13 protein-coding genes are annotated in these 20,112 nt (G+C 70.0%); 2 read left to right on the top strand and 11 right to left on the bottom strand.

What is annotated here, in order from left to right:
- Positions 1-59: 59 nt before the first annotated feature.
- Together RS86_RS07595 and RS86_RS07590 are read right to left on the bottom strand one after the other, a co-directional pair.
- Complete coding sequence (locus RS86_RS07595; protein WP_045271701.1) at positions 60-3,128, bottom strand: alpha-mannosidase; 3,069 nt, start codon at positions 3,126-3,128, stop codon at positions 60-62.
- Between the two features lie 249 nt (positions 3,129-3,377).
- Positions 3,378-6,692: a sugar-binding protein gene (locus tag RS86_RS07590; protein WP_045271616.1), complete on the bottom strand. Its 3,315-nt coding sequence runs from the start codon at positions 6,690-6,692 to the stop codon at positions 3,378-3,380.
- A 169-nt stretch (positions 6,693-6,861) separates the two neighbouring features.
- Between RS86_RS07590 and RS86_RS07585 the strand changes: the two genes are divergently transcribed.
- Positions 6,862-8,124 (top strand): ROK family transcriptional regulator, encoded by a 1,263-nt coding sequence (locus tag RS86_RS07585; RefSeq protein ID WP_082076658.1) that lies wholly within the window; start codon positions 6,862-6,864, stop codon positions 8,122-8,124.
- A 32-nt stretch (positions 8,125-8,156) separates the two neighbouring features.
- Entirely contained in the window at positions 8,157-9,179 is a 1,023-nt protein-coding gene (locus tag RS86_RS07580; RefSeq protein ID WP_045271615.1) for a Gfo/Idh/MocA family protein, read from the top strand.
- Here RS86_RS07580 and RS86_RS19850 read toward each other — a convergent pair.
- From RS86_RS19850 to RS86_RS07530, 9 genes are all read right to left on the bottom strand, one after another.
- On the bottom strand, positions 9,176-11,314 hold the full coding sequence (locus RS86_RS19850) for a CapA family protein (RefSeq protein ID WP_052680142.1): 2,139 nt from the start codon (positions 11,312-11,314) through the stop codon (positions 9,176-9,178). The two genes, RS86_RS07580 and RS86_RS19850, sit on opposite strands and share 4 nt — an antisense overlap.
- Entirely contained in the window at positions 11,311-12,324 is a 1,014-nt protein-coding gene (locus tag RS86_RS07565) for a D-alanine--D-alanine ligase family protein (protein ID WP_045271614.1), read from the bottom strand. Before RS86_RS07565 ends, RS86_RS19850 begins: the two co-directional genes overlap by 4 nt.
- On the bottom strand, positions 12,216-13,472 hold the full coding sequence (gene alr / locus RS86_RS07560; RefSeq protein ID WP_082076656.1) for an alanine racemase: 1,257 nt from the start codon (positions 13,470-13,472) through the stop codon (positions 12,216-12,218). The genes RS86_RS07565 and alr overlap by 109 nt, the downstream gene beginning before the upstream one ends.
- A 153-nt stretch (positions 13,473-13,625) precedes the next feature.
- Complete coding sequence (locus tag RS86_RS07555) at positions 13,626-15,137, bottom strand: lipase maturation factor family protein (protein WP_045271613.1); 1,512 nt, start codon at positions 15,135-15,137, stop codon at positions 13,626-13,628.
- Positions 15,138-15,582: 445 nt separating this feature from the next.
- Positions 15,583-16,191, bottom strand: a complete 609-nt coding sequence (locus RS86_RS07550; RefSeq protein ID WP_045271612.1) for a DUF305 domain-containing protein — start codon at positions 16,189-16,191, stop codon at positions 15,583-15,585.
- A gap of 113 nt (positions 16,192-16,304) precedes the next feature.
- Positions 16,305-16,796 carry a hypothetical protein gene (locus tag RS86_RS07545; protein ID WP_052680141.1) on the bottom strand — a complete coding sequence of 164 codons (492 nt, stop codon included), beginning with the start codon at positions 16,794-16,796 and terminating at the stop codon, positions 16,305-16,307.
- Positions 16,797-16,869: 73 nt separating this feature from the next.
- Positions 16,870-17,799: a glycine betaine ABC transporter substrate-binding protein gene (locus RS86_RS07540; protein WP_045271611.1), complete on the bottom strand. Its 930-nt coding sequence runs from the start codon at positions 17,797-17,799 to the stop codon at positions 16,870-16,872.
- Complete coding sequence (locus RS86_RS07535; protein WP_045271610.1) at positions 17,792-18,739, bottom strand: ABC transporter permease; 948 nt, start codon at positions 18,737-18,739, stop codon at positions 17,792-17,794. Before RS86_RS07535 ends, RS86_RS07540 begins: the two co-directional genes overlap by 8 nt.
- Positions 18,736-20,058, bottom strand: coding sequence for a quaternary amine ABC transporter ATP-binding protein (locus tag RS86_RS07530; protein ID WP_045271609.1), 1,323 nt, complete (start codon positions 20,056-20,058; stop codon positions 18,736-18,738). The genes RS86_RS07535 and RS86_RS07530 overlap by 4 nt, the downstream gene beginning before the upstream one ends.
- Positions 20,059-20,112: the final 54 nt, after the last annotated feature.

The raw sequence follows: 20,112 nt of genomic DNA, 5'->3' as shown, positions 1-20,112 counted from the left end.
CTGGGTTGGTGCTTCCGGGTGGTCCGCCGCGACGAGCCGATCGTGCCACGACGCGGTCCTCACGTGTCCTGCGGCGCCTCCTTCGAGACGCGCGCAGCCTGCATGACACGCAGAGTGAGGAGCTGGAAAGGCCGGAGGGTGATCCGCACTCCGGCCGCGGTCATCGTGGCCCCCGCCGGCGATTCGATCTCCCGCTCCAGCAGGTCGACGAAGCCGACGGATCCGGCCTGGTCGATCTCGACGTCGGCGACGGCGCGGGCGCCCTCGGATTCGTACAGCCGCACGATCAGATCGCCGCTGCGGTCTTCCGCGAGCTTGACCGATTCGATCCGCACCGCAGGATGCGAGACGCGCACGAGCGGAGCGACATCACGGGCCCCGTCGACCGTACGCAGAGGCAGGTTCATCCGGTACCCCTCGTCGACCGCCTCACGGATGCCCGCCCCGGGTCGCACCGACACTCGCAGGTGATGGTGGCCGAGATCCGCATCAGGATCGGGGAAGACCGGAGCACGCAGCAACGAGAGCCGAACCGTGGTCGTCGTGCCCCCATCCTCGCGAGTCGCCCTGCCCACATCGTGCCCGTAGGTCGACTCATTCGCGATCGCGACGCCGTATCCGGGCTCCGCGACGTGGATCCAGCGATGTGCGCTGATCTCGAAACGTGCGGCGTCCCAGGACGTGTTGACGTGCGTGGGCCGGAACACATGACCGAACTGGGTCTCGGCGGCGGAGCGATCGGCGTGCACAGCGAACGGGAACGCGAGTTTGAGCAGATGCCGGGTCTCCTGCCAGTCGATCTCGAAGTCGAGGTCGAGAGCGGCGGATCCCGCACGCAGGCGCATCGTCTCGACGAGGCGGGATGCGCCGAAGGCCCGCACCACGATGATCGCGGCGCCTTCCTCATCGACGACGGATCGTACGGATTCCACGTCGACGAGGTCCTCGCCGACCCGGCGGTAGTGCTCGTCGATATCCCACGCGTCCCACTTGTTCGGGATGTCACGGAACAGCTGCAGCAGGTTCCCGGCCGATCCGGGTGCGATCGCCTCACGGCCGGATGCGCTGTCGATCAGGGAGGTCACCAGACCCCTGCGATCCACCACGACCCGGACGAGACCGTTGTCGAGCACGAGATCCTCACCCCGGGTGCCGACCGTGGGAGTCCCCTCGGCCGACTCCGCCGCAGCGATTCCGAGGGCGGGCACGTCGCCCGCCGCCTGCGGACGGGCGTTGACGCTCAGCACTCGATCGCCCGTACCGGCCAGCGCCGCGAGCGATCCCGCGACGATCCGCTCGGCGGTCGCCTCGATCTCGGCGTACATCCGCTGGGCGTCCTGATACACCCAGGCGATCGAACAGCCGGGGAGCACATCGTGGAACTGGTTGAGCAGCACGTCGTGCCAGCTGCGTTCGAGGTCGTCATACGGATACTGGGCGCCCTCGCGCCAGGCCGCGGTCGCGGCCCACAGCTCGGCCTCGCGCAGCAGGTGCTCGCTGCGGCGATTGCCCTGCTTGGTGTGATGCTGCGAGGTCAGCGATCCGCGGTGCAGTTCCAGGTACAGCTCGCCCGACCACACCGGCGGGTTCGGATATTCCCGCTCGACCCTCTCGAAGAAGGCCTGCGGGGTATCGATCTCCACCTTCGGCGAACCCTCCAGAGACCGCACCCTGGCGGCCGCGGCGATCATCTCGCGCGTCGGTCCGCCACCGCCGTCGCCCCAGCCGAACGGGATCAGCGAAACAGACGACCCGCCGACCTCGCGGAAGCTGCGCTCGGCGTGCGCGAGCTCAGCGCCGGACAGCTCGGAGATGTAGGTGTCGGCGGAGGGGAAATGGGTGAGGATGCGCGTGCCGTCGATGCCTTCCCAGAGGAAGGTGTGGTGCGGCATCTGATTGGTCTGATTCCAGGAGATCTTCTGCGTGACGAACCATTTCGATCCACTGGCAGCGATGATCTGCGGCAGCGCCGCCGAGTAGCCGAACGTGTCGGGCACCCACACCTCGAGCGTGTCGACGCCGAACTCCTCGAGGAAGAACCGCTTGCCGGTGACGAACTGGCGGGCCATGGCCTCACCGCCGGGCATGTTGATGTCCGGCTCTACCCACATGCCGCCGACGGGGACGAACTGTCCCGTGACGACCTTCGCCTTGATGCGGGCGAACAGGTCGGGATAGAAGTCCTTGATCCACTTCAGCTGCTGCGCCGAGGAGCAGGCGAACCGGAACTCCGGGTGCTCGTCCATCAGGGCGACGACATTGGAGAAGGTTCGCGCGCATTTGCGGATCGTCTCGCGGAACGGCCAGAGCCACGCCGAGTCGATGTGCGCGTGCCCGATCGCGACGATGTCGTGGCTCGAGGGATGGGCCGGGCTGGTCAGCACGTCGGCGATCTCCGCGCGAGCGGCCGCAGCGGTGCCGGCGATGTCGTGAGGGTCGGCGATGTCCATCATGCGCTCGAGGGCGCGCAGGATGTGGTGCCGCCGTGGGTTGTCGGCGCTGAGCTCGCGCATCAGCCCGTCGAGGGTCCAGACGTCGCGGGTCAGCTCCCACACCGTCTCGTCCAGTAGCGCGACCGAGAAGGCACGCATCGTGTAGAGCGGAGCATCCGGAGCGGTCTCGCGCGCGCCGAACGGCGTCGGCAGGAAGTCGTACTCGCCGGCGACGTCGGGGTTGGCCGCGGCTTCGACGTACACATCGATCGGGCTCCCCGCAGCCCCCTGCCAGGGCAGGTAGGAGGCCCGAGGGGAGACGGCCTTGAGAATGGTGCCATCCGGCAGATACCCCAGTCCCTCGGCCTGGAAGCCGGGCCGGTCGCCGAAGAAGCCGAGGTCGACGACGAGCTCGATGCGCGTGCCGTCGGGCAGGCTGCCCGAGGTGTCGAACCACTCGGCCGGCACGAACCCCGATCCCCGGAACCACACCGTCGACCACGGACGACCCCAAAGGTGCGGCAGAGCGATCGGGTGATAGTCGGCGCCGATCGCCGCGGCGGCGGGGATGGGCTCTCCGTCCACCTCGAAGGCGGACACGTCGAGCGCACTCACCCTGCGATACAGCGCGGGCGAGAGGAACTCCGCCACGAACCGGTCGAGACGCGCCTCGGTGATCAGCCTGTTGTCGTGCACGGATGTCCTCTTCGTCATACCTGCGTCAGCCTCCGGACCGGCTTCGACCCGTCGGCTGTTCTTGTTCCGGAGCTTAATTCAACTTGATGGACTTTGTCAATCGAAGAGTCCTCCCACCATGGATCTCGGATCGGAAGGACGCCGGCCACCAAGAACAGCTCACCCATCACTCCGGGCCGCGGCGGCGACTCGTGCGAGTCCGCCGCCGACGGCGTCGGCGTGATGGGTGAGCTGGCGAGGATGCGCCTCCTACTCGGCGCCGACCAGCTGCACCGACTTGAACAGCGCCGGGTTCTTCGGCGCCGCGCCCACGCCGGATCCCCACTCCAGGTACCCGGAGCGCGAGTCCGCGCCTGCGACGTCGCCGTCGGCGTCGTTCACCAGGAACGACAGCCCCCACACGCCGGTCGGCGCGGCGGCATAGCCCAGCGATGACCAGGGGACGGAGACCTCGTAGGTGGTCGTCCCCGCGGCATCGTCACGCACGATCGTCGCATCCGCGCCCGGCGTCAGGCCGGGCGCTTGTCCGGCGGGCGGTGCGAACGTGTAGACGACAGGCCCGGTGTTCAGCAGCGCGGCCGCGATCTCCACCCGCTCGCCGCCGAGCACGGTCGGGAACTGGTTGTAGGTATTGAACTGGATGGAGTCCGCCTGCCAGCTCAGTGCCGGATCCGTGCGATCCGCGAGGTGGACGTCATCGGTGATGACGGCCTTGAGCTTCAACGCGTCCGCGGTGGCGGTGTACTGCAGCGTGCCTCCGAGATCGGCCGGACCGGTGCGTGTTCCACCACGGATCGGAACCCACTTGCCGAGAGCATTGAGATCGATCGGCGCGAGTGCCGCCTGGCCGTCCGGCTCGATCGGTGAGAAGCTCAACGGGCCGCTCGAGGATCGGGACAGGTCCCCGGACCGCGCCGTCACCGTGTAGTTCTGCGTCGCGTAGGCCTTCGGATCGGCGATCGGCACCGAGACCGTCGCCGTGCCGCCCGCGGCGACGGTGAACGCGTCCGTCAGCGCCCCCGAGGCGGTGCCGAGCTTCCAATCCACTCGGTCGATGTCGACCGCGAGATCCGGCGCGTTGTTCTGCACCGTCACGTCGACGGAGTAGGCGTAGTCGCCCGCCGCTCCGGTGATGTGGGGCCGCGCGGAGACGACGTAAGGGTCGACGACGCTGCTCGCTCCGCGCACCTGCCCGAGCAGGTTCCCCTTCTTGTCATCGACGCTGACCGTGACCTGGCGCTGACCCAGCCGGGTGACGCCGGGAAGGTCCAGCGCGACCGAGCCGTCCTTCTTGAGTGCGACCTTCTTGGTGACGCCGTCCGCCGAGACGGTGAGCTCGGTGCCGTTCAGCTTCGCCCCGGGCGCCGTCTTCAGGGTCACGGGCAGGGAGTGCGTGAGCACGGAGGACGCCGGCACGTCGAGGACGAAGAGCGGATCCGTTGCCTGCACATCGACCTCACCGCGGACGAAGACCGGCGATCCTGTCAGCTCGAGCATGGTGGTGCCCTTGGCGATCTGACGCTCGCGGCCGAACTCGTCCGTCAGGGTGAAGCCCTTCTTCGAGGTCACGGAAACGGTGTCGGTGCTCGTGCTCCACATCGCGCGGGTGGTCTGATCCGCAGCGGATCCCGTGTACTTCAGGCTGTACAGCGAGTCGCCGCCGATGCTCTCCCGCCCGGCGAGCGCGAGCCCGGTCGTCTTGCGGATCGCGACGGCCTGGGTCACGAAGCCGGGCTTCGGCGAGATGCCGTGCACGGCCCCGTAGGCGTAGTTGTCGCCGGGGCACTTCCAGAGGAAGCACGCGGTGTCGTCGGCCCGATTGATCAGGCCGAACCTGTCCTCCCGCTCGCCGCCGTTGAATCCGTCGTCGTACAGGTCGTACCAGAGGTACTCGTCTGCTCCGGCGAGCTGGGCGAGAAGGGGTCCGCGGATCGCGTAGTCGGCCTGCTGCGCCTGCGTGGATCCTGCGAGGTGCGTCGGCCAGCCGTTCTCGGTGATGCGGACGGGGATGTCCCGGCTCCCATCGGCCTGATCGATCAGGGTGGTGAGCTGCTTCAGGTTCGCGAGTTCCGTCGTCGCCTCGGGAGGAGTGCCCGCCCCGTTCTGCGCGTAGCCGTAGAAGTTGGTCGCGTAGGTGTCGAGGTGGTCGAGCCCGCCCTGGGCGATGAAGTCCTTCGCCCAGTCGAGCTGCACGCCCGCGGTGATCGGTCCGATCACGTTGGCATGGGCATCCGCACCGTGCGCCGCCTGATAGGTCGGACGCAGGATGTCCAGGTAGCACGCTGCGGTCAGGCCGCAGCTGCCGTTGTTGAAGCCTGTGGAGTTGTACTCGTTGAGGACGCCGATGTCGTGGGACGCACCCTGAGCGCTGTAGTGCGCCGCGGTGGCGCCGACGTACGCCGCGAACCCGGCGATCGCCTCCGGACTCGCCGGCGTGTGATTGTTGTCGTAGAGCGGGCTCGTGAGGCCCGCGTTCCACATCACCTTCTGTCCGCGGCTTGCGAGCTCCTTCACGACACGCACGCCTTCGCCGGTGAAGTCGTAGGAGCCCTTCTCCTTCTCGACCTCTCCCCAGGTCGTCTCGATGCGGCTCTTGCCGTAGCCGGCGAGCGTCATCGCGTCGATCAGCGCTTCGGTGCTCTGTGCCGGCTGATGTCCTCGATGGATCTGCGTCCCCCAGAACGCGTTCGCGTCATTCCAGCCCGCGGGCGGCGGATCCAGCACGGCGAGCGATGTCGTACGCGTGACGGGGGCGCCCACATCGGCGGTGACGTTCAGCGTGTAGTAGCCGAACGGTAGATCCTTGAGGTCGATCGCGGCCTCCCCGCCGCTCACGGTGGTCGTGCCGGTGCGCAGTTGCACGTCGTCGGCGTCGCCGAGCCGCCAGGTGACCTCGTCGGCCGGAGTCGCGACCTTCACCGAGGTCTCGCCCTGCGCGAAGATCAACGAGGGGCTCATGATCGCCAGGGAATCGAGTGCAGCGACCGGCTGATCGGTGAACGTCACCGCGATCTTCGAGAAGCAGACGGGCGGCATCTCCCCCTGCGCCGCCTTGACGTTGAGCCGGAAGTCGTAGCCGTTCTCGCGGTTCGCGAAGTTGATGTCGGTCAGCTCGAAAGTCGTGTGCTTCCAGTTGTCACCGGCCGTCAGCTGCTGATTGCGCGATCCGCTCCAGGGGCTGCTCTTGGAGTCGTAGTGGATGTCGAAACCCTTGTCGCCCGCGTCGTAGTAGTCCACGGTGACCAGAGCGCGCTTGGCGCCCTGAGGGATGCGGCTCTGATCGACGTCGACGTAGAGGTAGCGCACATAGGGATCGTTCTTCATCTGCCAGCACTCGACGCCATCCACGGTGGTGGACACGGCGGCGGGATCCTTGCCCGCATCGCCGGGTCGCACCTTCACGATGCCGTCGAGTTGAGGGGTGGCCGTGAGGACGGCCGTAGCGGCGGGGGTGTCGGCCGTGGCGGTCGCCGCGGCCCCTCCCGAGACGAGGGCGGTGGCGATCAGGCCGACCGCGGCGACAGCGCCGAGCGATCGTGATCTGTAGGGGGATGTTGAGGGCATAACTCCTGCTCCGGTTCAGCGGACATCATCGTCATGACTTACTAACTCAAATGTATGGAGTAACTTGAAGAGGCCGCAAGCCCAAACGGGAGATCGATTCCCGCCCGGTTCTTCAAGACGCGGGATAAAGTATCCAGTCAGGGTCGAACAATATGAACGAGGAGGATGCGTGGCACAGGCGCCGCCGGAACATCCGAGCCAGCATCGCGGCACCAACATGCCGCGAGTCGCCGACTTCAACGAAGGCGTGGTGCTCAACTCGATCCGCCGCTCAGCAGGTGGCCGCAGCCGCGTCGAGCTGACGACCGAGACCGGGCTCTCGGCGCAGACCGTCTCCAACATCTGCCGCCGCCTGCTCGATCAGGGACTGATCCTCGAGACGGGCAAGCAGGCCGTCGCCTTCGGCAAGCCGCGGACCATGCTGGAGCTCAATCCGGCCGGCAGCTATGCGGTCGGCGTGCACATCGACCCCGCGGCGATCACCTACGTGCTCCTGGACTTCACCGGAGCCGTCGTCGTCGACGCCTCCCACCCGACGCCCGCGGCGCAGGATCCCGACTCGGTGCTCGCTCTGATGAGCGAGCAGATCGAGGCGCTGATCGGCCGGGCGCCCATCGACCGCAACCGGATCCTCGGCGTCGGCATCGCCTCGCCCGGTCCGGTCGATGTCGAACGAGGTCTGGTCCTCGATCCGCCTCACCTGCCGAACTGGCATCGTGTCCCGCTGTGCGATCATCTCCGCGCCGCGACCGGGCTGCCCGTACTCCTCGACAAGGACGTCATCGCGGGCGCCGTCGCCGAGCTGTGGGCCGGCGGCGGCGAGGGCCCGAGCGACTTCCTGTTCCTCTACTTCGGCACCGGAGTGGGTGCGGGAATCGTGATGGACGACGTCGTGGTGCGCGGAATCTCCAGCAACGCGGGAGATGTCGGTCTCCTCCCGGTGACGGCTGTGGAGTTCGGGGACCACTACCGGCATCCGTTCCGCGCATTCTGGGAGACCGGGTCCCCGCACATGCTCGCCACCGAGGCCGTGTCCGCCGGCGTGCTCCCTCCCGATACGGATCTGGAGACACCGGCGGCCGTCGTCACGGCCTTCGAACGTCTGAGCAGCCTCGCCGATGACGGCGACGAGGGCGCAGTGGCCATCGTCGAGCGGGCGGCCCGTTTCACGGCATCCGCCATCCTCACCGTGACGAATCTGCTCGATGTCGGCAACGTCGTCATCGGCGGCGCGACATGGGAGGCGATCGCACCCCATTTCCTGAGAGTGATACCCCCGATCGTCTCCGGCGGTTCGATCTCGCACCAGCTTCACGGGATCACGATCACCGGGACGACGCTGGGCTCCGACGTGGCTGCGATCGGTGCGGCCTGCCTCGTGCTCGACGACCGGTTCTCTCCTCGCCCCTCCACACTGCAAGTGGGGCGCTGACCAGCGCCCCTGAGGACGGAGGTCATCAACCCATGAATCCGGGCAGACCGGCACGACCTCGGCAGACCCTGCGCGTCGGGCTGATCGGCGCGGGCGCCATCGCCGCCGCGCACCTCGACGCCTGGCAGGCGCTCGGCGCGGAATGCGTGATCTCCTCGCGCACCCGGCCGACCGCGCTCGCGGAGCGCTTCGGCGTGGAGATCGCGGACGACGCGGACGCGCTCATCGACCGGGTCGACATCGTGGGCATCCTCGCCCCCACCCCGACGCACCTCGACCTCGCCCTGCGCGCGATGGCCCGCGGACGGCACGTCGTGTGCGAGAAGCCGCTCGCCCTGACCTCGGCCGAGGCGCAGCACCTGGCCGATACCGCGGACGCGGCGGGCGTGCGGCTGCTCCCCGCGCACGTGGTGCGGTACTTCGCGGCCTACCGGCGGATCCAGCAGTCCGTCGCCTCAGGAGAGATCGGGGCGCTGCAGACGCTGCGGCTGAGTCGTGCGGGCGCGGGTCCGACGACCGCGTGGTTCTACGACGAGGGCGCGGGCGGTGGACTCATCCGCGACCTGCTCATCCATGACATCGACCAGGCGCTGTGGCTCGCCGGACCTGTGACGTCGGTCAGCGCGAGGCAGGATCCGCCCAGCGTCGACGGACGCCTGTCCGCCCCCGTGACGGCGACGGTCGACTTGACGCACGCGAACGGCGTCACCTCCCGGATCGACGGCGGCTGGCTGGGCGAGGGCGTGCCGTTCCGCACGACGATCGAGGCCGTCGGCGCCACCGGCGTGCTCGCGCACGACAGCGCCGCGCACGACAGTGCAGACGCGGCCGGCGCGTCCGGCGTCTCGGCGCCCGGCGCCCCTCCCGCCGACTCCGGCTACCTCCCGCCGCAGACCGAGGACCACCCCTATCGCGCCCAGATCGCCGACTTCGCGGACGCGATCCGCACCGGTCGCGACGCCAGGGTGACGCCTTCCGACGGCGTCGCCGCGGTCGCCGTCGTGGACGCCGCGTACGCCTCGCTCGCGGCGGGCGGGTCCCCGGTCTCCGTCTAGGGCACGGCGATCACGCCGTCGGGACCGACGCGCACCGCGGCGCCTCGGAAGTCGCGGTGCCCGCGCTGATCCATGAGGCGTGCGGCCCCGCCCTCGGGATCCGGCACGGGGATCCCGTCGGGATAGTCGAATCGGACGGACTGCACGCGGCCCGCGATCACGGTCCCGTCGGCACGCAGGCGGACGGAGAGGTAGGCCCCGTAGCGCGTGGCCGGATCCTTGCCGAAGACACCCCCGCCGCCGAAGTTGCCGAGGCTGTAGGCGATGAGCCGGCCGTGGTACCACTCCATCCCGCGCAGCACGTGCGGCCCATGGCCCAGCACCAGGTCCGCCCCCGCGTCGATCGCCGCGTGGGAGAACGCGACAGGATCCCCGCGGTCCTCCCCGTACATGGTCTCGGTCCCCGGCGTGACCGCATCCGCGTTCGCCCCTTCTGCACCCATGTGCGCCTGCACGATCACGACATCCGCGTGCGCGGCGGCGGTGCGGACGATGGCGCGCACGCGCCGCAGGTCGGTGACCCGGTTGAACTCGCCGTAGGGCGCGAAACCGATCATCGCCACGGTGACCGCGCCGATCCGCGTGTAGACGATCTCGTCCCGCCCGCCCACCGCGCGGAGGCCCGCACCGGCGAGAGCCGCTCTCGTGTCGTCGTAGCCGGCCTGCCCGAAGTCGCGGCTGTGGTTGTTCGCGAGGTTGAGGATGCCGAAGCCGGCGAGGCCCGCGACGGAGTCGGGATCGCTGCGGAACGCGAGGCACTCGGCGTCCGTGCCGCACTTGTCCTCCCCCGTGTCACGGGAGATCGCCTGCTCGAGGTTGCCGGTGACGAGATCCTGCGTGAACCAGGGGCGCACCCGGTCGAAGTGGCCGACGCCGTGATCCGCCGGCACCGTCCCGCTCGCGTCGTAGAGCAGGATGTCACCGGTCGCACCGATGCTGACCTCCCCGACGTGCTGTGCGGACTGCTGCGGGATCCGCGCCGGCGTCGCGGGGAGCGCCGCCGCCCCCGTGGCGGCGAGGCCGATGGCCGCCAGCGCGACCACGGCGACGGGCGTGCGCCACGGGAGACGGCGGCGATGCCCGATCTCGGCGCGGGCGCGCCGGTGCGGCAGGTCGAACAGCCAGGACAGCCGGTCGCGGGTGACGAGGTTGCCGATCACCAGGCTGACCGCGATCACGACGGCGGTGAGGACGACGGGGAGCACGACGGCCGCGACCAGCTGCACCGCCTTCCCGGCGTCCGACACCCACCCCGCCACGAGGGCGTCGGCGAGCGCGAGCACCGGCATGTGGATCACGTAGATCTGCAGCGTGCGCGCCCCGAGCCGGCTCAGGCCGGTACCGAGCCGCCGCGTCCTCGCCAGGAGCGGCGCCACGGCCATCCCCGCGCCGAGTCCGATGAGGGCGACGGCGGGCCACACCCCAGGGATCTCCTCCGCCCCGGTGACCCTCACGGCGGCGAACGCAGCCAGATAGAGCACGATGCCCGCGGCCGCGAGCACAGGGCGCGGCCGGGCGGCGAATCCGATGATCTGCCGGGAGAAGGAGGTGCCGATGAGGAAGTAGAGCAGGTTCGCGAGCAGCGATCCGCGGTTGCTGACGACATCGATGAGCCCCGCTCCCACGGCGGTCGTCAGCACCGCGGCCGCGGCCAAGGGGATCCAGACGGGCAGCCGGCGCAGTCCCTTGGCCACGAGGAAGTAGAGCGCGAGGGCATAGAGGTACCAGGCGTTCGGCGGGCTGATCGTGATCACTTCGATGAACTCCGCGACGGATCTCGGGACCAGCGTCGGGAAGTCGGGGAACGCCCACATCGTGGCCATGTGGATGAGCGTCCAGAGCAGATACAGGTAGAGGAAGCGCAGGACGCGGCTCCGGAGCACGGCGGCCCACGGCCGGGCGACCGCGTTGGCCGCGAAGCAGCCGGAGATGAGGAAGAACAGGGGCATCCGCACCGGGTAGGCGATGTCGGAGATCAGGCCCCAGGCGCCGGGGATCGGCAGGCCGATGCGCCAGTCGATCGTGAGATAGCTCTTCATCACGACGTGCCAGAACACGACGAGCACGATCAGCAGCCCCTTGGCGGTGTCCGCCCAGGCCAGTCGGGGCTTCGGAGCGGGTTCGGCGGTCGTCACGCGGTCGCCCCGGCCCGCTGCGGCGCCTCCCCCTGGTTCGGCGACGGCACGGCGTCGAGGAACACCGCGTCGAGGAGCTCGGCGATCAATCCGGTGTAGTCGAGGCCGGTCGCCGCGTACATCAGCGGAACCTGCGAGCGCTCGGTCATGCCCGGCGCCGTGTTCACCTCGTTGAGCACGGGGCCGTCGGCGGTCACGAAGAAGTCGAAGCGCGCGACCCCGGCGCACCCCAGCGCCTCGTAGAGCCGCGCCGCCGCCGACCGGACGGCCGCCTCCTCGGCGTCGCCGATCGGGGCGGGCACCGTGAACCGGGCGCTGCCGTCGTACTTCTCGACCGCGCCGAAGACGCCGCCGGACGACACTCCGATCTCGAGTGCGGCGCCGAGCCGCAGCGCTCCGCGCCGATCCCGGAAGACCGCGACATCCACCTCCCGCCCTGCGACGTACTCCTCGATCAGGACCGGATCCCCGAACGTCCTCGCCCGGTCGACGGCGTCGGCGACGTCGCCGAGGTCTGCGACGACGAAAACTCCGTTGCTGGATCCGCCGCTCGCGGGCTTCACGACGAAGGGCGGTGTCAGGCCGGTGGTCACCGCCGCGGTTCCCGCCCCGACGAGACGCCCGTTCGCCGTCGCGATGCCCAAGGATGCCGCGATCAGCTTCGTGGCCTGCTTGTCCATCCCCAGTGCGCCCGCGCGGACGGGCGAGCCCGCGGAGGGCACTCCGCAGAGCTCCAGCAGACCCGCGATCGCGCCGTCCTCGCCCCGGACGCCGTGCAGCATCGGGATCGCCGCATCGCACCCGGTGAGCAGCTCGATCGCGCGATGGGCGGGCAGCACCGTGTCCTGCTCGTCTCGCCAGGCGCCGTCCTCGCCGATCGTGAGCGGGACCGCGGTGTGCCTCAGCGCGCGGACAGCGCGCGCGACGGCGGCCGCAGAGGCGAGGGAGACCGTGTGCTCGTCGTTCGCGCCGCCTCCGATGACGGCGATCCGGCGGGTGTGCTGAGGCATGCGGTCTCTCCAGGGAGCGAGGTCGTGGGGTGGTTCGATGTGTCGAGGGTGCGGCGGATCCGGGAGGTCCGAGAACCCACCGCGGTCACGATCTCGTGCTCGATCGTGTGCGACCAGGCGGCCCATTCGGCGACCGTCGGTTCGCCGTCCCGGCCGGGGCCGAAGACCGTGACGCGCTCCCCCGGTCGCAGGAGCATGTCACCGGTGTCGACGACGACCATGTCCATCGAGAACCTGCCCACGAGCGGCCGGCGCTCTCCGCGTACGAGCACCTCCGCCTGCCCGGACGCCGCTCGAGGGAGCCCGTCGGCGTAGCCGAGCGGCAGCAGCGCGAGGTGAGTGCACTCCGGGGTGACGAAGTCGTGCCCGTATCCGACGCCGGTGCCCGCCGGTGCCTCGCGGGACGACACGACGGTCGAGGTCAGGGTCAGCGCGGGCCGCAGGACATCGGTCGTGCGCGACGGGTCGATGCCGAACAGTCCTGCGCCGATGCGGTGCGGGCCGTATCCCGCTCCCGCGCCCGTGATCGTCGCGGCCGTGGCGGCGAGGTGCAGGAGGTGCGGGCGCAGAGCGCGACGACGCGCGGTGCGGATCGCGTTCTCGAACATCAGGCGCTCGCGCACGTTCTGCCCGCTCAGGGGGTCGTCGGCGCAGGACATGTGCCCCATCACCCCGACCACGCGGATCGCGCCCGCCGCCTCCTGCTCGCGGGCGAGGGCGCACAGCGTCGCCCAGTCGCGCGGCGGGCAGCCGTCCCGGCCGGTGCCGACGTCGATGTGCAGGTGCACGCGGGCCGCCGTGCCCGCAGCCCGCGCGGCCCGTGCGATCTCGAAGAGCAGCTCGAGGCCGGGCACGGCGAGGTCGATGCGCTCGCGCACCGCCGTCTCGAAGTCGGCGCCCGGCGGGTTGAGCCAGCTCAGGATCGGCACGCCGACATCCGCCTGCCGGAAGGAGAGCGCCTCCTCGATGCTGGTGACGCCGATCGAATCCGCACCGGCCTCGAGCACCGCGGAGGCGACGTCCCCATGACCGAACGCGTCCGCCTTGAGGACGGCCATGAGCCTTCCTCCGGACAGCGCCCGCAGGCGAGCGGTGTTCTCGCGGAGCGCATCCTCATGGACGACGAGTTCCGAGGCGGATGTTCGCATGGATCGAGTCAAGCGAGCGGTCGGTTGCCGGAGCGTATCCGGATTTCGATACAGGCACGATATGGCGGCGGTGCCGCGTTGCGGGGCTGCGTTGCGGGCTGCGCTCCCGGGCCGTGCGGCGGGTCCGAGCGGCTGTGGTCCGCGCCGACCGCGCTAGCCGTCGCCCAGCGACAGCGGGCGCACCACCACCCGGCGGCGATCGCGGATCCACACGCGCCCGCTCTCTCGATGCTGGGCGCGTGTCGTGAACCGATAGCGGTAGGCGACGGCCCGCACCTGGTGCGGCCGCTCCCCCGCGAAGGGGTCGTGTCGCAGCAGCCGCAGCGTGGGCGCATCCGCCTCGAGCAGTCGCACGAGGAGCATCGCGAACCAGTCCTCGTGCATCCGGCCCAGCGGCAGGAACCACATCAGCCAGTCCAGGCGCAGGTGGTACGGCGCGAACAGCCCTGGAATGCGGTGCAGCTCGCCCGGTTTGCCGCGGAAGCCGTACTCGCGCCACTCGCCCGCGTGCGGATCCGGGTCCGCCTCCTGCTGCATCGTGCCCTCCACGACGATCTCGATCCGCTCCTTCGTGACGGTTCCGAAGGCGCCGTACGCGTTCGCGAGCTGCCAGCGGTTGAACGAAGCGTTCATCGCCTGGCTGCGCGAGAACAGGTTCCGCACCGCCGGCACCGAGAGCCACGCGTAGAGCACGGCCACCGCCGAGGTCACGACGAACCAGGGCAGCGACAGGCCGTCGATCGTCCAGGGCGGGATCGTGGCCGCAGGGCGCGGCGCGCCCGTCGGGATCCCGACCGCGGAGAACGCGATCACGATCGTCGCCCAGTTCAGCCACGCGAAGTTGCCGGTGAGGACGAGCCAGAGCTGCGTCGCGATCACCACGGCGGCGCCCGCCGCCCCCACGATCGCCGGCCAGTTCGCTGAGCCCGTCGACGCGCCGGGGATCCACAGGCCCAGGATCGGCGCGAGCAGGAGCCAGGGCGCTCCGAGCTGCGCGACGTGGTTGCCGATCACCTCGAGGCGGTGGAACCACCGCGGCAGCAGGTGCGCCTGCCGGCTGAGCGGTCCCGGCATGGGCTGCGTCTCGTGGTGGTACATGAGCGCGGTGAGGTCGCGCCACTCGCGACCGCCGCGGATCTTGATCATCCCCGCGCCGAACTCGAGCCGGATCACGAGCCACCAGAACAGCACGATGATCACGGTCGGCGGCGGCTGCGACGCGGATCCCAGGAACGCGGCGAGGAACCCGGCCTCGAGCAGCAGCATCTCCCAGCCGAAGCCGTAGAACGTCTGCCCGATCGAGGAGATCGACATGTATCCGAGCCACAGCAGCAGGAAGCACGCCATCGGCACCCACGGCGGCGCGAGCTGCGGCAGGCCTGCCGCGAGCGCCGCAGACACGACGATCCCCGCGATGCACAGGGCCGCGAGCCGTCGGTCCGTGTACCGGACCCGAAGGAACAGCGTCGGCCGCAGGAGCCGGCGGGCGCGCGGGGAGGATCCGGCCCAGGCGAGGAGCTCCGGCGCCGGCAGCAGTCCGTGCTCGCCCAGCAGCGCGCGGAACTGGTTCAGCGTGCTGACGAAGGCGATCAGATACAGCGCCGCGATGCCCCGCTGGAGCACCTCACGCGCGAAGCCGAAGTCGACCGCCGCGAAGCCGTCCATACCGGAAGGCTACGCGCGGACCCCGGATCCGACTAGCTGGTCTCCCCCCTGTCCTTCGGGCCTCCGCCACCCACTTTCGAGTCGTCCCCGTGAGCGCACCCCAGGGGCTCCGCTGGCGGGGACGACCCGAAGGTGGGAACGCGGGGCCGGAACTACGCCGCCCGGCATTTCGAGTCGTCCCCGTGAGCGCGCCCCAGGGGCTCCGCTGATGGGGACGACCCGAAGGTGGGTGGCCTTTCGCTGCGCTCCGCACGCGACACCTGCACGACGTCGCGACGCGTGCACGATCCGATCGCGGATCCGGTCGTGCATCCGTGGCAAGGTCATGCAGGCGTCGCGCGTCTCGAACCGGGGCGAACCGGGCCGGGCCGGGCCGCGAACCGGTCGCGAACCGGACCGCGCGCGTCTCGAACCGGGCCCAGCCGAGGAAGGGCCGGGGCCCGGGTCAGAGCGCGGCGAGCAGGCTCTTCATCTCGGCGATCTCGGCGGTCTGGGCGTCGATGATCGTGCTCGCGAGGGCCACGGCGAGGGGATCCGCGCCGTCCGCCTTCTCGGTGCGGGCCATGTCGACCGCGCCCTCGTGGTGCACGATCATCTGCTGCAGGAACAGCTTCCCCGCCTCGGCACCAGGGGCCGCCTCGAGCGCCGCCATGTCGGCCTCGCTCATCATGCCGTCGCCATGGCTCATGGATCCGGCCGACGCGGACGGCACGCCCCAGTCGGCGAGCCAGCCGCGCATCTTCGTGATCTCGGGCGTCTGCGCGTCCTTGATCCTGGTCGCGAGGTCGACGACGCGCGCATCGACGCCGGTCTTGGCGAGGAGCGTGTCGCTCATGTCGATCGCCTGCTGGTGGTGATCGATCATCATGGTCGCGAACATCGCGTCGGCGTCGTTCGCGGAGCCCTGGGCGGATCCGGTCGCCGGGGCAGTCGCGCCGTGCGACATCCCTGGCATCCCGGAGTTGTCGGTCGTGGGCGCGCAGGCGGTGAGGACGACCCCGGCGAGGGCGATGGTCCCGATCGCGAGGGCGCGGTGGAGGGTGCGGATGGTCATGTCGTTCTCTGCTTTCGTCGTCGATGACGCGCGCCGCCGGACGGCGGGCGCGAAGCCGCTCCGGTGCGTCGGCCCGCGGAAACCGGGGACTGCGAGACGCACCGGGCATCGGCTCATCTGCGACTGATGCAGAGCTCCGCGATGCTCGGAGGGCGCGGATCCGCGGGATCGTTCGCCGGGGAGGCGGCGACCCCTGCGGCGAGCACGGGACGGAGGTCCTCGGCGGGCGGCCCCGGCAGTGCGACGGGTACGACAGGGGCGAGCACGCAGGCCTCGGCCATCGCGGCGTGCTCGGCGCAGTCCGCGCACCCGTGACCGGGACCGGCCGCCGCGTCGTGGTCCGCCGCGGTCGCGAGCACGCCCGTTTCGGCCGCCATCGCAGGCACCGCCGCCCCGGCCATCGCCGACACCGGCTCCACTGCGATCGCCGACACCGCCGCCCCGGCCATCGCCGCGTGCGACCCCGGCTCCGCGCCCGCCGACGGGGACCCGTGCCCGGCGAGCACGTGCATCCCGAGGAGTCCGGCGATCAGCGCCGCGACGAGGAGCAGGATCGCCGACGACCACGTCGACGACGTGCTCCCGGCCCGGATTCGATACCCCATGGGGGTACAGCATACCGGCCCCGATCCGGGAAGGACCGAGGCCGGTATCAGCGGGCGACTGCCCCGCTGGGTGCTACTTCTGCACCCAGTCGAAGTCGCCGCCGTGCTCCTGGATCCACTTGTCGATCGCCTGGGGCTCCTTGCCCTCGCCGAACTGGTTCACGACCACGTCCTCGAGCGAGCCGTACTGCGCGTCGTCGAGCTTGATCTTCCCGATCATCTCCGCCACCTCGGGATGCTTCTCGGCGAAGCCCTTCGCGCCGAGGAAGTGCAGCCCCTCCGGCTTGCCCATCGCGCCCTTCGGATCCTTGAGGTCCTTCACCGGGAAGGCGCTGTTGGCCCAGAACGGACGCCACAGGGTGACCGCGATGTCCTGCTTCTTCTCGGTCGCCGACTTCAGCTCGGTGAGCATCGCGGCGGTCGACGAGGTGACCAGCTGGTACTCGCCGTCCAGGCCGTACTCTGGCATCATCTTCTGGGTCTGGGCGGTGAGGCCGGCGCCGGGCTCGATGCCGATGATCTTGCCGCCGAAGGTCGAAGCGTTGCCCTTGAGCTGGTCGATCGAGTCGATGTCGGAGTAGGTCGGCACCGCGATGGTGAGGCGGGCGTTCCCGTAGTACGTGCCGAGGTCCTCGATCACCCCCTTGTACTGATCCATGTACGCCTTCTGGGTCACCTCGGGCCATGCCGACGGGAAGATGTCCACATCGCCCTGCGAGAGCCCCGCGTACAGCGGGCCCGCGTCGGACAGCGTCTGCATCTTCACGTCGTAGCCCATCTTGCCGAGCTGGTCCTGCAGCAGGTACGCGGTGCTCAGCCCGTCCGTCCAGCTGGGCAGGAAGCCGATCGTGATCGTGCCCTTGTCGCCGGAGCCCGCATCGTGCGACGGAGCCTTGCCCGCCATCTCGAGCGTGCCTCCTGCGCCATCGCTCGCGCATCCGGCCAGGGTGAGGGCGGCCGCGACGCCGAGGGCGGCGAGGGCGGTGATCCTGCTCTTACGCATTCTGCAGCTCCTTCTCTTCGGCGGGCTGTTCCGGGGTGGTGACGGCGACGGCCGGAGCGGCCGCGAGGCGCCGCGCGGTGCGGCGGCGCGCCATCATCCCCAGCAGCGAGGCCGGGTGCTCGCCGAGCGACCCGAGTGAGGCGGTGACCCGGTCGAGGAAGACCGCGATCAGCACGACGCCGAGACCCGCCTCGACGCCCTTGGCGATGTTGACGGTCGAGATCGCCTCGACCACGAGCTTGCCGAGCCCGTCGGCACCGGCCATTCCGGCGATGACGGCCATCGACAGCGAGAGCATGATGACCTGGTTGACGCCGGCGAGGATCGTCGGCATCGCGAGCGGCAGCTGGATCCCGCGCAGGATCTGGCCCGGCGTCGCACCGAACGACTGTCCGGCCTCGACCGTCTCGGAGTCCACACCGCGGATGCCGAGCTCGGTGAAGCGCACCCCCGGGGGCAGGGCGAAGATGACCGTGGCCACGAGGCCCGGCACGACGCCGATGCTGAAGAAGACGATCGCGGGGATGAGGTAGACGAAGGCGGGCATCGTCTGCATGAAGTCGAGTGCGGGCTTGAGCACCGCGCGCACGGTCGCGTTGCGCGCGGACCAGATGCCGAGCGGGATCGCGATCAGCACCGCGACCGCGCCGGCGACGAGCACCAGCGCGAGCGTCTGCATCGCGGGGACCCACAGGCCCATCGCGACGATGAGCCCGAACGAGATCACGGTGCCGATGGCCAGGCGCCAGGAGCGGACGAGCCAGGCGATGAGCGCGGCGATGATGATGACGACGTAGAACCACGGCATCAGGAGCACGAAGCTCAGGCCGTCGACGAGGAAGGACACCACGGTCGAGACGACGTGCAGCAGCCCGTCGAGGTTGGCCTTGATCCAGTCGACCGCGACAGCGACCCAGGATCCGATCGGAAGGACGTTCATCGGGTGACCTCCTCGGTCGGCGCGTCCGGCGTGTGCGGTGTGTTCGGCGAGGTCTCGGCGGTCCAGCCGTCGTCGAGGACGGCGTCGACCTCCGCCTGCGGCAGCGGCAGCACCGGCAGGTTGATCTCGCCCGTGGCGCCCGAACCCGGGCCGAGCGCCGCGAGCAGGGTGACGCGCGGGATGACGCCGACGAGGCGGCCCTCCGCGTCGGCCACGGCGAGCGGCAGCGGCGACTCGACCGCGGGGATGAACAGGTTCATCAGGATCTCGTCCTCGTCGACCACCTGCGCCGCGGGCTTGAGCACCGAGGTGAGGGTGCTCTCGCCGCGGCGGATCAGCTTGACGACGTCACGGTCGGTGACGATGCCGATGAGCTTGCGGTCGCGGCCGACGACGTACGTCGCCGACATGAACGCGTCGCGCATCTGCTTGAGCGCGGTGCGAGGGCCGGCGTTCTCCGAGACGACGGGGCGCGGGCGCTCCATGACGTTCGCGGCGGTGAGCACGCGGGCGCGATCGACGTCCTGCACGAACTGCTCGACGTAGCTGTTGGCCGGATCCGTGAGGATGTCCTCCGGCGTGCCGATCTGCACGATGCGGCCGTCGCGCATCACGGCGATGCGATCGCCGAGGAACATGGCCTCGTTCAGATCGTGCGTGATGAACACGATGGTCTTCTGCAGCTTCTGCTGCAGTTCGAGCAGCTGCTCCTGCATCTCCCGGCGGATGAGCGGATCCAGCGCGCTGAACGCTTCGTCCATCAGCAGGATGTCGGTGTCGGCGGCGAGCGCACGGGCGATGCCGACGCGCTGCTGCATGCCTCCGGAGAGCTCGGAGGGAAGCTTCTCGCCTTGCCCCGTAAGTCCCACGAGGCCCAGGATCTCCTCGGCCTTGGCCAGGCGCTCGGCTTTGCCGATGCCCTTCAGCTCGAGCGGGTACGCGACGTTCGCGGCGACGGTGCGGTGCGGTAGCAGGGCGAAGTGCTGGAACACCATCGAGACGCGGTCGCGGCGGATCTCGCGCAGGCGCGAGGCCGGAATACCGGTGATCGGATCCCCCGCGACGAGGACGGATCCGTCCGTCGCGTCGTGCAGTCCGTTGAGCATGCGGATGATCGTGGACTTGCCGGATCCGGACAGTCCCATGATGACGAAGATTTCGCCGCGGTTGACGGTGAAGCTCGCGTCGATGACGGCGGCGGTGCCGGCGTCGGCGACCTCGGATCGGCTCTCGCCGGCCTTCAGCCGGCGGATGGCCTGGTTCGGATTCTTCCCGAACACCTTGAACAGATGACGCGCTTCCAGAGCGGTTTCGGACACGTTTCCCCCGCGGCCTCACCCATCGGGGAGGCCTGCATCGGTCTCGCCCGGGTG

The organism is Microbacterium azadirachtae, assembly GCF_000956505.1.
Classification (GTDB): domain Bacteria; phylum Actinomycetota; class Actinomycetes; order Actinomycetales; family Microbacteriaceae; genus Microbacterium; species Microbacterium azadirachtae_A.
This window is presented reverse-complemented; position numbering and strand designations above follow the sequence as displayed.